Here is a 14,341-nt window from a genome sequence, read left to right as displayed (position 1 = left end):
GCTACTCGTTCCTCCCGTTGAGCTCGTGCTCTATCGCGGCGCGTACGTCCGCCGCGGAGATCCCCAATCGGCCCGCATCAGCCAGCAGCTCGCGCACGAGACGCCGCGCTTCCGCCCGGCGATCCGTCTCGAGCCGGTCGCGAGGAACGTCGAGGACGTACGTCCCGGCGCCCTGTCGTGTGGCAACGAGCCCCTCGGACTCGAGCTCCCGATACGCCTGGACAACCGTCGCCGGGTTGATCCGAAGCTGCGCCGCCAACTGCCGCACCGACGGTAGTGCCGCTCCGGGACGCAGCTCGTCCGCGGCTATCGCAACTCGAAGCCGCGCCGCTATTTGCGCGTAGAGCGGGGTTGGACTTCTAGGGTCGATGCGTTCAAACATCGACCGCGAGCGACTGTATCATTGTTGTGATACAGTAACACTCGGACTACGCAGCCGCAATAGTCAAATGCGGGCGTATCACCTCGGTCGCGGCGGCCCGCGCCTCGATCTTCAGATTCTTCGCGAAGCAAATCTCATTGCACGCAAACCGCCTCGCGCACGCCAAACAATCTCGGCGAATCTTCTCCGGGTAGCGCGCGCGATCCACGCGCTGGTACCCGACCGCTGAAAAAAATGCGGGCTGCAGCGTGAGCGCGAAGACGTCGTATACCCCGCGCTTGATGGCGAGCGCCTCGACAGCGTCGACGATCGCGCGCCCGACCCCGCACCCGTGCACCTCGCGCGACACCGCGATCGCCGCGACCTCCGCCACCGACGGCGAGTATTCCTTCAACGCGCCGCACGCGACGATCGCCCCGTTCGCCCGCCGTGCGCCTACGACGTAGTCGTGGATCGCGAGCTCGATCATCTCGGGTGTACGGCGAAGCATCAGCGCGTCGTCGGCGAACGTGCCGATGAGCTGCGCCAACGCCGCCGCGTCCTCGGTGCGTGCGCGCCGGATGATCACGTCCGCCGTCATCAGAGAATCTCTTCGAGCTTCCCGAGGCCGAGTGCAAGCTCGTCGCGCGTCATCACGAGCGGCGGCAGCAGACGCACGGTGTACTCGCCCGCGCTGCAGACGAGCAAGCCGGCGTTGAATGCTTCGCTCACGACGTGCGCGGCGGTGCCCATGACGTCGATGCCCCACATGTAGCCCAGCCCGCGCACCGCGCGAATGCGCGCCGTGCGATGCGCGATCTCGTTGAGCTGACGGCCGAGCCACGCGCCATTCTCCGCGACATGCTTCAGCATCTCCGGACGGGAGACCCGATCGATGACATGGTTCGCCACGCTCGCGACGAACGGCCCGCCGCCGAACGTCGTGCCGTGATCGCCGGGCTTGATCGTTTCAGCGATTTGCTCGGTCATCAACACCGCGGCCATGGGCAACCCGCCGGCGAGTGGCTTCGCGAGCGTCACCATGTCGGGCTCGATACCAAAATGCTCATACGCGAAGAGCGTCCCGGTGCGGCCAAGGCCACACTGAATCTCGTCGAAGATGAGCGCGACGTTCCGCTCGCGCGTGAGCGCGCGCACTTCGCGCACGAACCCCGCGTCCAGCACGCGCACGCCACCCTCGCCCTGAATCGGCTCGAGAATGACGGCGGCGGCCGTCTCCGGGTTCAACGCGACCGCGAGATCCTCGATGTCGCGCTCGACGATCGAGATCCCGGGCGCGAGTGGACGGAACGGCATGCGATACGACGGACGATCCGTCGCGGCGAGGGTTCCGAACAACCGTCCATGAAACGAGCCGCGCAGCGCGACGATCTCGTGCTTCGCGTCACCCTGCGTGCGCGCCCAGCGACGCGCGAACTTGAACGCGCCCTCGTTGGCCTCCGCGCCGGAGTTGCAGAAGAACACCTTCGACGCGAACGACTTTTCGACCAGCGTCGCAGCCAATCGCTCGCCTGCACTCGTCGCGTACAGATTGGACGTGTGTACGAGACCGTCCGCCGCGGCGTGCATGGCCGCGCGCAGACCCGCGTCGCCGTAACCGAGCGCGTTCACGGCGATGCCACTCACGAAATCGAGATAGCGCTTGCCGTCCGCGTCCACGAGATACACGCCGTCTCCGTCGACGAATTCCGACGGCGCGCGCTTGTAGTTGCCAAGCAGCGCGCTGGGCGATGCCGAGGGTGCGATGGACGTCGTCATCTCTATTCTCCTCCCGTGGAGCGCAGCACCGTGCCGCGCGACAAATCATCGATGGCCCGGATGTCGGAGATGCGAACGCGCATCACGCCACCCTCGAGCGCCGCCAGTCCGGCCTGCAGCTTCGCCTGCATACCGCCCGCCGCGGTTCCGTTCACGATCAGTCCAGTCGCCTCGATCGCCGACAGCGATCGGACCAGGGCACCGTCCGACATCACCCCTTCAACGTCCGACACCAGCAACAACTCCTCGGCGTCGACCGAAACGGCAATTGCCGCGGCCGCATCGTCACCATTCACGTTCAGCGCGATGCCCAGGCTGCCACTCGCGTCGCGACTGACCGGCGAGATGACCGGCGTGTAGCCGCCGGACAAGAGGAAACGCAGGAACGCCACATTGATGCGACCCGGCGACCCGACGAATCCGAGCTGCTCCGGATCCATCGGCAAGGCGGCAATCAAACCGGCATCTTCACCGGAAATGCCGACCGCGTTCACACCACAGTCGACAAACGACGCGACGAGCCGCTTGTTCGCGCTGCCCGACAGCGCCATGCGCACGATGTCGATGTCCTTCGAGGTCGTCACGCGACGTCCGTTGACGAACTTCGTGCTTCCTCCAAGTGCGCCCTGAAGCGTCGACACCTCATCGCCGCCGCCGTGCACCACGACGAGCCCACCACGTACGCGGCTCGCCGCAGCGATGATGCCGGGAAGCAGAGGGTCGGATTGCGGCCGCCCGCCCACCTTGATGACGCGCGTCATGCCTGCAGCCCCGCAACCTCATCCAGACCGAGCATGAGGTTCGCGTTCTGCACGGCCTGCCCGGCGGCGCCCTTCATCAGGTTGTCGATCGCCGACGTGACGAGCAGCATTGGCTGCCGCGTGTTCGCCAGCATTGTCGCCGAGATCCGCACGACGTTGCGATACGCCACATCGCGCAGCGACGGCGTTTCCTTGACTACTTCAATGAAAGGCTCGCCGGCGTACGCCTCGTTCCACGGCGCGAGACTGTCGGCGAGCGGCCGCGCGAGCGGTACCGTGATGGTCGACAGAATCCCGCGCGCGACGGGCAGAAGATGCGGCGTGAACACGAGGTCGGCAGCGGCGTTCCATGTGCCGAGTGTCGCTCGCATCTCGTTCAGATGGCGATGCGTGTTTCCGATGCCGTACGCGCGATAATCCTCGCTCACCTCGCCGAACAACAGCTCGCGCTTGGGCGAATTACCCGCTCCAGTCACACCGCTCGCCGAGTTGGCGACGATCGTCGCGCCGTCCGCCACGAGTCCGCGCTCGAACAGCGGCGCCAGGGCGAGGAGAATCGAGGTCGGATAGCAACCGGGATTGGCGACGACGGCCGCGCCCGAGACCAACTCCCGCGTCAGCTCCGTCAATCCATAGGGAATTCCCTCGCACCCGTTGCCAGGACGCAGGTCCGCCGATAGATCAACGGCACGCGCGCCGGCGATACGGATGCGCTCCACCCACTCCTTCGAGGCGCCATGCGGCAGCGCGCTGAACACGAGCTCGACATCGTCGAGCGCCGCGTCGTCCGGCGCGACGAACGTGAGATCGCGCCCGCCTGCGCGGACGGTAGTCCCGCGCTGCTCGTTCGCGGTCGCGAACGTGAGCGAGAGGCCGGGGTGTCGCTGGATGAGTGCGCAGAGCTCGCGACCCGCGTATCCGCTGGCCCCGAGCACACCGACTGGAATCTTATTCACGTATAATGCATAATAATGCATGAATTCCATGTCAATGGCCGCGTGGACTGCACCGCCCGCGATTTTCCCAGGGTGGGTGTGATTTGACGCGCGACAAGCAGACCCGCCAGGCGGCGATCTTGGGACTGATCGGTAGCCACCATGTCGCGAATCAGGAAGATCTTCGCCGGCTGTTGAGCGGTCGCGGCTGGGAAGTCACCCAGGCGACATTATCCCGCGACTTGCGCGAGCTCGGCGTCGTTCGAGCCCCCAGCGAGGAAGGGTCGCGGTACCTGCTTCCAGAGATGGTGGCGGACGATGCTAAACCATCGCTGGACAGCATCTTACCACAATGGTTCTCACGGATCGACGGCGTGAGCGAACTGCTCGTCCTGCACACGTTGCCCGGCGGCGCCCAGCCGATCGCCGAAGCATTGGACGATCAGGGTTGGCCGGAGATCATGGGAACGCTGGCGGGGGAGAACACGGTTCTCATCATCTGCCGGTCGGGAGTAGCGCGGGAGGCTGTATCCGCGCGCATCGTGCGGCTGGCGTCGGAAGAGTAGAGGTCGTCGACAAAAAAGGGTTCTTGGCATGTATTGACGCGCGCGAGCGATGTGATTAATTATGCATGTAGACTGCATAACCTTGCATACTCAGGAGCGCGAATGCCCCGCACCATTGTCCTCGCCTACTCCGGCGGACTCGACACCTCCATCATCGTTCCCTGGCTCAAGGAGAACTACCCCGGCTGCCGCGTCATCTGCGTCGCCGGCAATATCGGCCAAGGCTCGGACGAGCTGAGCGGGGTTCGCGCCAAGGCGCTTGCTTCGGGCGCCGACGAGTGCTTCGTCGAAGATCTGCGCGAAGAGTTCGTCGAGTCCTTCATCTATCCAACGCTCCGCGCCGGCGCGGTCTACAATCGCAAGTACCTCCTGGGGACTTCCATGGGACGTCCCTTGCTCGCGCGCCGTCAGGTCGAGGTCGCGCGCCAGGTCGGCGCCGACGCTCTGGCGCATGGCTGCACCGGCAAGGGCAACGATCAAGTACGCTTCGAGCTGACGTACGCCGCGTTCGCGCCGGATCTCGAGGTGATCGCACCCTGGCGCGTGTGGGACATTCGCAGCCGCGAAGACGCCATTTCCTACGCCGAATCGCGCGGTATTCCCATCACCGCGACTCGGCAGAAGATCTATTCGCGCGACGCGAACCTCTGGCACCTCTCGCACGAAGGCGGCATTCTCGAAAACCCGAACGCCGCGCCGCCGGATGATCTGCTGCAGCTCACCAACAACGTCACTGAAACGCCGAACATGCCGGAGAACGTGACGATCGCGTTCGAGAAAGGCACACCGGTCTCTGTGAACGGCATGCGCCTGGCGCCCGTCGATCTCATCGCCGCGCTCAATGCGCTCGGCGGAAAGCACGGGTGCGGCGTCGTCGATCTCGTCGAGGACCGCATGGTCGGCATGAAATCGCGCGGTGTGTACGAGACGCCGGGCGGATCGTTGCTCTATACGGCGCACTCGGAGCTCGAGCAGCTCGTGCTCGATCGCCGTACGCTGGCCGCGAAGGATCTCATCGCGCCGCGCTACGCTGATCTCGTGTACGAAGGGCGCTGGTGGACGACCGAGCGCGAAGCGTACGACGCGTTCGTCGACGTCACGCAGGCGCGCGTGACGGGCAGCGTGACGCTCCGCCTGTTCAAGGGCGCGACCGCCGTCGTCGGCCGCCAGAGCGAATTCGCACTCTATGATGAGCGTTTCGTCACCTTCGGCGAAGACGACGTGTACGAGCAGAGCGATGCCGCGGGCTTCATTCGCCTGTTCGCGCTGCCGGCGCGCGTGCGCGCGATCAAGGATCAGGAAATGGGACTGACCAACGATCTCCCCGTGCCGTGTCCGGCCGAGGCGGTGTCGGACGAGCCGACGCTGCAGATCGCGTGACGGCGACGGCGTTGAATTCGGCGGCCGCCAAGTCGCACAAGTTGTGGGGCGGCCGCTTCGGCGGCGGCCCCGCTCCGGCGTTCGATGCGCTGAATAATTCGATCGGCGTCGACTTCCGTCTGTGGCCATTCGATGTCCAGCTCTCGAAGGCCTGGGCGATGGCGCTGTACAACGCCGGCGTGCTCACACTTGGCGAGTGCAATGATCTCGAGCGCGGCCTGGACGCCGTCGCGCGCCGCCTCGAGCACGGTGAGCAGCCGATCGAGAGCGACGAAGACGTGCACACGATGATCGACCGGTTGCTGCACGACGAGATCGGCGACGTCGCGTCGAAGCTGCACACCGGCCGTAGCCGAAACGATCAGGTGGCCACCGCAACCCGCATGTGGGCGATGGACGCCACCGAACGGCTCGACGACGCGGTGCGTCAGCTGCAGCAAACGATGATCGATCAGGCGCACGGGCTCGAGACGGCCTTGATGCCGTCGTACACGCACATGCAGCGCGCGATACCGGTTTCGGGTGCGCATTGGCTGCTGTCGCACTTCTGGCCGCTCGAGCGCGATCGCGTACGCCTGCGCTCCGCGCGCAGCTCGGCCGCCGTGTTGCCGCTTGGCTCGGGCGCGGTGGCGGGGTGCGCATATCCCGTCTCGCGTGTGTTGCTGCAGGGCAGCCTCGGCTTCGCGGCGATCACGCCGAACTCGATCGACGCCGTCAGCGATCGCGATTTCGTCGCCGAACTGTTGTTCACGGCCACGATGATCGGGACGCACCTCTCACGCCTCGCCGAGGATTTGATCATCTACGGCTCGAGCGAGTTTGGTTTCGTGCAATTTGGCGATGCGTTCACGAGCGGCTCGAGCATGATGCCGCAGAAGCGAAATCCGGACGCGCTCGAACTTGCGCGCGGGTCGGCCGCCCGGATGCTCGGCGACCTGACGACGTTGATCGCGACGTTGAAAGGCTTGCCGACGAGTTACAACAAGGATTTGCAGGACGACAAGCGCGTCCTGTTCGACGCGGTCGATACGCTGCTGTTGGTGCTGCCCGCGGTCTCAGGCGCGCTCGCCGAGTGTGAGTTCAAGCCGGCGCGCATGCGGGCGGCGTTGTCGAGCACCATGATGGCGACGGATCTCGCGGACTATCTCGTGCGCAAGGGCGCCACGTTCCGCGAGGCGCATGGAGCGGTCGGTGGGTTGATTCGCCGCTGCGAGCGGGAGAAAGCGGAGCTGCATACGCTGCCGCTGGCGGCGTTCACCGAGGCGCATCCGCTGTTCGAGCAGGACGTGTTCGGCGCTCTCTCGGCGCTGGCGTCGGTGGAACAACGTGAAGTGGATGGTGGAACGGGACCGAGCTCCGTGCGCGCGCAGCTCGAGGCGGCGCAGCGGGCGTTATAGAATTCAAATATCGCTTTTGTCCTCCCGAGCGGAGGCGCGTCGCGCCGGAGTCGAGGGACCCCCTTCTCAGCGGAGCGCCGCATATAGCTCCTCCGCCGGGACGGCGCTCCCTCGACTCGCTTACGCTCGCCCGATGACACACGCGTGCGTCCTTAGAAAATCAGCCCGAACGTGATCGGCGTGAATCGCACGTCAGTGTTCGAGACGGTGTGATACCGCGCCTCGATGTAGGCTGAGAAGCCGGTCAGCGGAAACCGGAAGCCGGCACCGACGTTCCAGCCGAAATTCGTTTCGCTGTCGTTGATGAGGAACGGCTCGCGCGTGGTGTAGTAGCCGAGTCCGCCGATGACGTACAACGAGTTTCCGGTCGTTCCTGGCGCGGCAACGTTGAACGCGTAGATCGCGTTGGCTGTAACGCCGCCGGCGTGCGATTTGGCGTTTCCGCCGTTGCTCACGGAGAATTCGTTGTAAATGCCCTCGACACGAAAGCCAAGCGGTGAGCCGCGCGGAGTGGTGCCGAGTCCGAGGAGTACGTTGTAGCCGACGTCGTTATGGCTGCCGAAGTCGCCGTTCGGGATGCTGGCGCCAGCGCCGATGTTGAAATGGAGGTCGGAGGCTTGGGCCTGAGTGGCCGCGATTGGCGTGAGGGCGAGGAGGATCGAAGTGCAGGCGGAGACGAGTTTCATGGTGGTCCTCAAGCTTGGTCGGTGTTGCGGTGAAGGTGGTGTTGAGCGCTTTGGGGGCATCCAGATTTGTGCCAAGCGGGGCGGTGTTGAAGCGCGGAGGTTGCGCCAGTTCGCGCGTGCAATAAATATCCTATTGACTCAGGATATTTATTGTGCTCGCCCCTTCCGTTAATTATCCTCGCGATATAGGATAATTATGGCGAGATACTATCACGTTGACATCGCTGCACATGCGGCGGACGCCGACCGAAAATGGGTCGACAACCTACTCTCTCACTTCGACGTTCCGGGCGTTGACGCCGACAAGCAGGGAGTCGCTCGCCGCATCTCGGCGAGCGGCGTCCACCACATCGCACTGATTCGACAACTCACCCGCGACCTCGCCATCTCGACCGACCGAGCGATCACGGTCGCCCACGCCCTCCTCCGCACAGACGCCAACCACGTCGACCTCTCCCAAGTCCTCACGCTCCACATCGACCGAACGCGCTTTCGAACCGACGTCGACCATCGCCTCGCCGATGCCGTCGAATCCATCGTCCCCGCGCGCCGAGGCCGGCCACCGAGCAGGGCCTGATCCGCGTGAGCGCAAACGAAAGCGGGGGGCCTCATCGAGGCCCCCCGCTCCACATCGAACTCCGCGCTCGGCAGCCTACCGCGCGACAGCCTTGCTCACGTTCTCCGCCGCCGGGCCCTTCTGACCCTGCACGAGGTCGAACTCCACAGGCTCTCCCTCGGCAAGCGTCTTGAAGCCATTGCCCTGAATGCTGCTGTAGTGGACGAAGCAGTCCTTGTCACCGCCGTCGGGCGTGATGAACCCAAAGCCCTTGGCGTCGTTGAACCACTTCACCTTTCCGGTCGTACGCATGTCCCACTCCTGAAAGTGCTTCCGCTACAACACCATGTTGCGCGGGCGATGTTGCTGATCCCGCGTCCGGCACCCCCGGGCGTACGGTCTCAGGCGACCGCGAAGGTAGTCGCGCTTGAAAAAAGCGTCAAGGCGTTCTCGACCGCAGCCCCTGCGGCTGCCGAACCGCTTGATATCTTTGAGTGAACCTCGAATAGCTCGGGAGCAGCCTGGTGACATTCGGCGATCGGCGACACACCGTTACAACCTGGGTAGGCGGCGTCCCCGTGGGATCCGCAATGCCGGTCGTCGTGCAATCGATGACGAACACCGACACCGCGAACGCGCGCGCGACAGCGGAGCAGGTCATCGCACTCGCGCGCGCCGGATCGCAGATCGTCCGCGTCACGGTGAACAATGACGAGGCCGCTGCCGCGGTCGCGGAGATCGCGCAACGTGTGGTCGACGCCGGCGTCATCGTTCCGATCGTCGGCGATTTTCACTACAACGGCCACCTGCTGCTCGCGAAGTATCCAGACGCGGCGCGCACGTTGGCCAAGTATCGCATCAACCCCGGCAACGTCGGCGGCAAGCGCCGCGATGAGAACTTTCGCACAATCGTTCAGATCGCCGTCGACAACGACAAGCCGGTGCGCATTGGCGTGAACTGGGGGTCGCTCGATCAGGATCTGCTCACGCAGATGATGAACGACAACGCCACAGCGGCCGAGCCGCTGTCCGCGAAGGACGTCTACATCGAGGCGATGCTGGCGAGCGCGCTACGCTCGGCCGAGCTCGCGGAAGAAGTTGGGTTGCGGCATGACCAAATCATCATTTCGGCGAAGGTCTCCGGTGTTCCCGATCTCGTCACGGTGTATCGGCGCCTCGCCGCGCGGTGTGACTATCCGCTGCACTTGGGACTCACCGAAGCGGGTATGGGCACCAAAGGCATCGTCGCAAGTACGGCCGGGTTGTCGATTCTCCTCGCGGAAGGCATCGGCGACACGATTCGCGTGTCGCTCACCCCGAAGCCGAACGGCGATCGCACGGAGGAAGTGCTCGTCGCGCAGCAGATTCTCCAGTCACTCGGGCTTCGGAGCTTCTCACCTCAGGTGACTGCGTGCCCGGGCTGCGGTCGCACCACCTCGACATTCTTTCAGCATATGGCCGAGGATATTCAGACGTACATTCGCGAGCAGATGCCGGCGTGGCGGGAGGAGCGGCCCGGTGTCGAGGAAATGAAGGTCGCCGTCATGGGCTGCGTCGTGAACGGCCCGGGCGAGTCCAAGCACGCGAACATCGGCATCTCGCTGCCTGGCACCTTCGAGGAACCGAAAGCGCCGGTGTACGTCGACGGCAAGTTGATGACGACGCTCAAGGGCGACACTATCGTTCACGATTTTCTAAAGATTCTCGAAGACTACGTGGCGAGCCACTATTCCACGAGTGCGAAGGCGGAGGCGGCGTCAGTGTGACGCGGGCTCGGGCTCGTACTCCTCGAGACCCACGACCGCCCGCTCCAACTCTTCCATGAGCTCGGCTTTGAAGCCGAGCGCGGTGAGGCGATCGAAGACGCGGCGGTACCAGCGGATGGTTCCTTCGCGTCCGCCGGTGAACCGGCTCCAGACACTGTTCGGATCTATCGTACGGCGAAGATCCGCGAGCACGGTGCTCGAGTTGTGGAGCTTGTCCGCCGCGCATACCCAGCGCGCGGACTCGCTCGCCTGCGCAAGGCGCTCGAGATAATCGTCGCGCCGTTCATCGTGCGAGAGCTCGATGCCGTCGTCGTCCACGCGGCGAAATGTCACCGCAAGGACGATATCGAGAACCTCGTTGCCGAACTTGTCGCCGATGCGCTGTTCCAGCATCTCACGCGTGTACGCCTGCCGCACGCAGTCTTCGATGACGTCGTGCAGAATGCCGCCCACCACGGTCTGATCGTCGCGGCCATACCGCGTCAGGATGATGGCCACGTTGGCCGGATGCGTGATGTACGGCAACCGCGTGCCTTTCCGCACTTGCTGGTCGTGATGTTTCGCGGCGAACGCCAACGCGTGGTTGATGCGGTCCGAGTATCCGGTGATCGTCATGGCAGGGTCTCCACCTTCCAGTCGCGGCCGCTGTGCGTCAACCGCGTGCTTCGCCGGCAAACCATCGCATGATCCGCTCGAGCCCGTTCGCATCTTCCTGATCGAAGGCGGCGAGTCGGTCCGAGTCGATGTCGAGCACCGCGATGAGCTGTCGATCGCGGCCGTAGACGGGTACGACGATCTCCGAACGCGATCGGTCGTCGCACGCTATGTGACCGGGGAACCTCGACACGTCTGGTACTAGTAACGTGCGACGCTCGGCAGCCGCTGTACCGCACACTCCGCGGCCGAAAGTGATGTCCAGGCAGCCCACCGTGCCCTGGTAGGGTCCGACGCGAAGGAGATCGGGGGCCACGACACGGTAAAAACCGGTCCACAAATGGCGAAACGCATGCTGGATGAGGGAACTCATCGTCGCCATGCCCGCGATATCGTCGTCGATGCCGGCCAGGACGTTGATGATATGCGCATGAAGCTGCGCATATGCGCGCTCCTTGGGCATCCGTCTTAGGTCCAGCGTCACTTCGGCCATCAGCTACCTCGACACCAGCGCCGCAAACTGCAAATCGATCACGAGCAGCGCCAAGCCTTGCACCACGATTGCGGTTCCAGCGCCGACGGCGGCCATGCTGCGCGTCAACGCGCGACCGAGAAGCGCGATTGCGGCGCCCATGAGAACGTACCCGACCTCGAGCCCGATGTTCATCCACAACACACGGTCGAGGCGTACGGCTCCTGAAATATCACGCAGCTGCAAGTGCCCCAGCTGAACGATGGCGATCGCGCCGAACACCGCGCCCCACGCGGCAGTCTGCAGCGCGAAATGCACGAGCAGCGGCGAACGTGCGCGCCGTGCGGCGAGAATTACGAAAATGCTGGTCGCTGCAACGATCGACAGCGCGGACCACAGCAGCAAGCGCAGCAGGTGCTGGCGCTCGGCGGCAAGGAGAGAGTCGGACCACACGCGTCGGATGCTAGTCTCGCCATCCGATGCGAGGAAGTGCTCGTGGCCTACTCGGCAGCGGTCATCGCCGACATCTCCGCCGTACGAATGGGCCGAGGACTGCGCGCCAATCGGTCGGCTTTCGGGAGTGCGGGCGACGCGGCGTTCCACAGCACGATACCGAGGGGATTGCTTCCGGCCGAGCGAATGCGGTCGACCGCCGCGTTGAGCTCGTCGATGCGAGTGTAGCCGACGCGCGCGCACACGATGACATCGGGAATCGGAAACGCTGCGGGAAGGCCCGCGCTGGCCTGTTCGATCGAGCTCACCACGACGATCGCCTCGTAATGCCGAGCGAGACGAGCGGCTTCGCCGCGAAACAATTCGGTGACGCGTGCAGGATCGAGCGGCCCCGGGGCGATTCCGCTTGGCAGTACGTCGATGACGCGATCCCGGCCGGCCGCAGCCTGAGTCGTGACCTCAGCCCAGTTCAGATTGCGCTGCAACAGGTCGGCGAGACCGGGTTCGGCGTGCGTCCGAAGTGCAGCCGCCGCCGGCGAGGTGCGCGCGTCGGTGTCGATCAGGATGGTGCTGCGCGCTTCGTCGGCCGCGATCGCCGCCACGTTCATCGCCACGACGGCGGCGATGCCGGTGTCCGAAGATGCAACGGAAAGCATCAAGCGGCTCGCCCCGGCGCGCGCGACGTGCAAGTAGGTCAACTGATAGCCGTCGGCGCTCGGATCGAAATAGCGCGGCGCGGTCCGGTCAGCCTGACGCCGATGCCGGTTCGGATCCCTCGGCCTCGGCGCCACGGTCGCCAGCACACGGCTCCCCGTCAGGCGCTCGACTTCGTGCTCGTCGCTGCTGACCCGCGGATGTCGCATCTCCTGGAAGAAGGACACGCCGAAGCCCAAGGCGATTCCGAACACGAGCGCCGCGGCGAGCAGCGCGACCATCGGAGCGTTCAACTGGGCCTGTTCGCGTTCGTGCTCGACCGCGTCATTGTATTCTTTCAGGCGTCCGCGTGCGTCCACGAGAGCTTTCGACGCTTCGCTCGCGATCGAGCGAGCTGAGTCGCGCTCGGCCACCCATCCAGCTGTGTCAGCCGATGGTGTCTCTGTGATGGCTTGCTGCTGTGCTGGTGCGTTGACCTTCGTGATTTGGTCACGCAGCGCGTCACGCCGCTGCTGGGCGACCAGCTGAATGGCGCGGCCGATCTCGGTCGCACGGGCGTTCAGGGCCAGGTACACGGGATCGGTCGCGCCTGCGGTGCCGTAGGTTTCACGATCTTTGTCGACGTCGCTCAGCGAGTCGATCAGCAGCTTCACCCGTGGCGTTGTCGTCAGTTGCGGTGACTCGGCCAGCGCCCGATAGGATGCGGTAACCGGCGCCGACTCGACGCGAGTGAGCAAGGCATCGAGGTCGTTGACCGCTGCGGCGAGCGAGTCACGTGTCCGGAGCAATCTCGGACTCAATGTGTCGACCACGGGCGCGGGCGCCTTGGCGACGTGCGCGCGCGCGAAGGCGAGCGACGATTCCGCTGCGTTCAACCGCTGTGAGGCCTGACTGAGCGCCGCGACGAGTGGTGTCGTGTCAGGCCGCGCGACATCGAGCGGCGCTGGGACGTGGCGAATGTGCCGCACTTCCTGGGGCGCGAGCACGAGCGCCACGAGCGCGGCAACCGCGGCGCCGAATCCAACCGCTCCGATGAACAGCGGGCGGTTCATCGCATTGCGAGCACGCGCGCCAAGCCAGACGGCGCGCGGAATCGAGCGGGGAAATTCACCCGTCAGGAAAGACATGCAATTGACTCTGGCACGCGTTGGGCCACGGCGTCAACAAAAGAAAATGGGCGAAGCCGGATAGCTCCGCCCATTTTCCGATCGATCGTTCGAGCCTACTGAACCGTGATCGTTCCTTTCATGCCCATCGCGAGGTGCGGCGTGCAGTGGAAGGGGTAAACGCCAGGCTTCACGCCGCCGAACGAGATGGTGTACTGCTCGTTCGGATTCATGAGCATGGGGCTCGCGAGCTCGGACATCTTCGAGTCCATATTCGCGTCGAGCTGAGCCTTCGAGGCCGCATCGGTGATGGTCGCGGGATCGAACGACACGTTGTGCGGGCCGCCGCTCACCATCGTGAAACGAACGGCATCGCCGGACTTGATCTTGATGTCGTTCGGCTCGAACCGGTAACCCTTGTCGTCACCGATCATTTTCACATCGACCGTTGCGCCGGTCGCAGGAACCTTCGCTACAGTGCCGGCCGGAGCCGCAGCGCCGGGAGCCGGAGTCGCCGACGCCGCCGGGGCGGGCGTGGCAGCTGCCGTCGTATCCTTACTCTTGTCGCCGCCGCCGCATGCGCCGAGGACGGCCGCGCTCGCTACGAGCGCCATTGCGTAGAACCGCATTTCTTGGAGCCTCCAGTAGTGCCTAGCCAGGATCGTTGAGATTTTCGCCGCTATCGCGCGAAGAATGTGAAACTATTCACAAAGTCGGCCGAATGCAACGCGCAGGGGCCGGGTGCAAACGACGCGCCCCGGCCCGACAAACTTCCCGCAATTCGCCCGTGACGTCACGTGTGACGTCACGTGTGA

The 14,341-nt window shown here is 64.7% G+C and carries 17 protein-coding genes; 4 read left to right on the top strand and 13 right to left on the bottom strand.

The features are described from left to right. Position 1: 1 nt before the first annotated feature. Genes VN706_21055 through argC form a run of 5 tightly spaced genes read right to left on the bottom strand, consistent with a single transcriptional unit; the run spans position 2 to position 3,857 of the window. Entirely contained in the window at positions 2-382 is a 381-nt protein-coding gene (locus VN706_21055; protein HXT18132.1) for a GntR family transcriptional regulator, read from the bottom strand. A 46-nt stretch (positions 383-428) separates the two neighbouring features. Then, positions 429-962: a GNAT family N-acetyltransferase gene (locus VN706_21050; protein ID HXT18131.1), complete on the bottom strand. Its 534-nt coding sequence runs from the start codon at positions 960-962 to the stop codon at positions 429-431. Continuing rightward, complete coding sequence (locus VN706_21045; GenBank protein ID HXT18130.1) at positions 962-2,140, bottom strand: acetylornithine/succinylornithine family transaminase; 1,179 nt, start codon at positions 2,138-2,140, stop codon at positions 962-964. Before VN706_21045 ends, VN706_21050 begins: the two co-directional genes overlap by 1 nt. Before the next feature lie 2 nt (positions 2,141-2,142). Further along, a complete protein-coding gene (argB, locus tag VN706_21040; protein ID HXT18129.1) occupies positions 2,143-2,901 on the bottom strand; it encodes an acetylglutamate kinase in 759 nt (252 codons plus the stop codon). Further along, the gene (gene argC / locus VN706_21035; GenBank protein ID HXT18128.1) at positions 2,898-3,857 is read right to left on the bottom strand and encodes an N-acetyl-gamma-glutamyl-phosphate reductase; all 960 of its coding nucleotides are present in this window, start codon (positions 3,855-3,857) and stop codon (positions 2,898-2,900) included. Before argC ends, argB begins: the two co-directional genes overlap by 4 nt. Before the next feature lie 83 nt (positions 3,858-3,940). On the opposite strand from argC, the gene argR reads away from it, so the two are divergent. From argR to argH, 3 genes are all read left to right on the top strand, one after another. Beyond that, positions 3,941-4,402, top strand: a complete 462-nt coding sequence (gene argR / locus VN706_21030) for an arginine repressor (GenBank protein HXT18127.1) — start codon at positions 3,941-3,943, stop codon at positions 4,400-4,402. Positions 4,403-4,504: 102 nt separating this feature from the next. Further along, entirely contained in the window at positions 4,505-5,782 is a 1,278-nt protein-coding gene (locus VN706_21025) for an argininosuccinate synthase (protein HXT18126.1), read from the top strand. Then, entirely contained in the window at positions 5,779-7,179 is a 1,401-nt protein-coding gene (gene argH / locus VN706_21020) for an argininosuccinate lyase (protein HXT18125.1), read from the top strand. Before VN706_21025 ends, argH begins: the two co-directional genes overlap by 4 nt. Positions 7,180-7,331: 152 nt before the next feature. Here argH and VN706_21015 read toward each other — a convergent pair whose 3' ends face one another. The 3 genes from VN706_21015 to VN706_21005 all read right to left on the bottom strand — a co-directional run bounded on the left by VN706_21015 (position 7,332) and on the right by VN706_21005 (position 8,733). Next, complete coding sequence (locus tag VN706_21015; protein ID HXT18124.1) at positions 7,332-7,865, bottom strand: outer membrane beta-barrel protein; 534 nt, start codon at positions 7,863-7,865, stop codon at positions 7,332-7,334. 265 nt (positions 7,866-8,130) lie between these two features. After that, a complete protein-coding gene (locus tag VN706_21010) occupies positions 8,131-8,376 on the bottom strand; it encodes a hypothetical protein (GenBank protein HXT18123.1) in 246 nt (81 codons plus the stop codon). A 141-nt stretch (positions 8,377-8,517) separates the two neighbouring features. After that, complete coding sequence (locus VN706_21005) at positions 8,518-8,733, bottom strand: cold-shock protein (protein HXT18122.1); 216 nt, start codon at positions 8,731-8,733, stop codon at positions 8,518-8,520. A 212-nt stretch (positions 8,734-8,945) separates the two neighbouring features. On the opposite strand from VN706_21005, the gene ispG reads away from it, so the two are divergent. Next, on the top strand, positions 8,946-10,187 hold the full coding sequence (gene ispG / locus VN706_21000) for a flavodoxin-dependent (E)-4-hydroxy-3-methylbut-2-enyl-diphosphate synthase (GenBank protein ID HXT18121.1): 1,242 nt from the start codon (positions 8,946-8,948) through the stop codon (positions 10,185-10,187). Here the strand turns inward: ispG and VN706_20995 are convergent. The 5 genes from VN706_20995 to VN706_20975 all read right to left on the bottom strand — a co-directional run bounded on the left by VN706_20995 (position 10,179) and on the right by VN706_20975 (position 14,155). After that, entirely contained in the window at positions 10,179-10,802 is a 624-nt protein-coding gene (locus tag VN706_20995; protein HXT18120.1) for an HD domain-containing protein, read from the bottom strand. The genes ispG and VN706_20995 overlap by 9 nt on opposite strands. A 37-nt stretch (positions 10,803-10,839) precedes the next feature. Continuing rightward, entirely contained in the window at positions 10,840-11,334 is a 495-nt protein-coding gene (locus VN706_20990) for a GAF domain-containing protein (GenBank protein ID HXT18119.1), read from the bottom strand. 3 nt (positions 11,335-11,337) lie between these two features. Continuing rightward, on the bottom strand, positions 11,338-11,766 hold the full coding sequence (locus VN706_20985; GenBank protein ID HXT18118.1) for a hypothetical protein: 429 nt from the start codon (positions 11,764-11,766) through the stop codon (positions 11,338-11,340). Positions 11,767-11,813: 47 nt separating this feature from the next. After that, a complete protein-coding gene (locus VN706_20980) occupies positions 11,814-13,547 on the bottom strand; it encodes a hypothetical protein (protein HXT18117.1) in 1,734 nt (577 codons plus the stop codon). 95 nt (positions 13,548-13,642) lie between these two features. Further along, positions 13,643-14,155 (bottom strand): plastocyanin/azurin family copper-binding protein, encoded by a 513-nt coding sequence (locus tag VN706_20975; GenBank protein ID HXT18116.1) that lies wholly within the window; start codon positions 14,153-14,155, stop codon positions 13,643-13,645. Positions 14,156-14,341 lie beyond the last annotated feature (186 nt).

The organism is Gemmatimonadaceae bacterium (genome assembly GCA_035606695.1).
Classification (GTDB): Bacteria; Gemmatimonadota; Gemmatimonadetes; order Gemmatimonadales; family Gemmatimonadaceae; genus JAQBQB01.
This window is presented reverse-complemented; position numbering and strand designations above follow the sequence as displayed.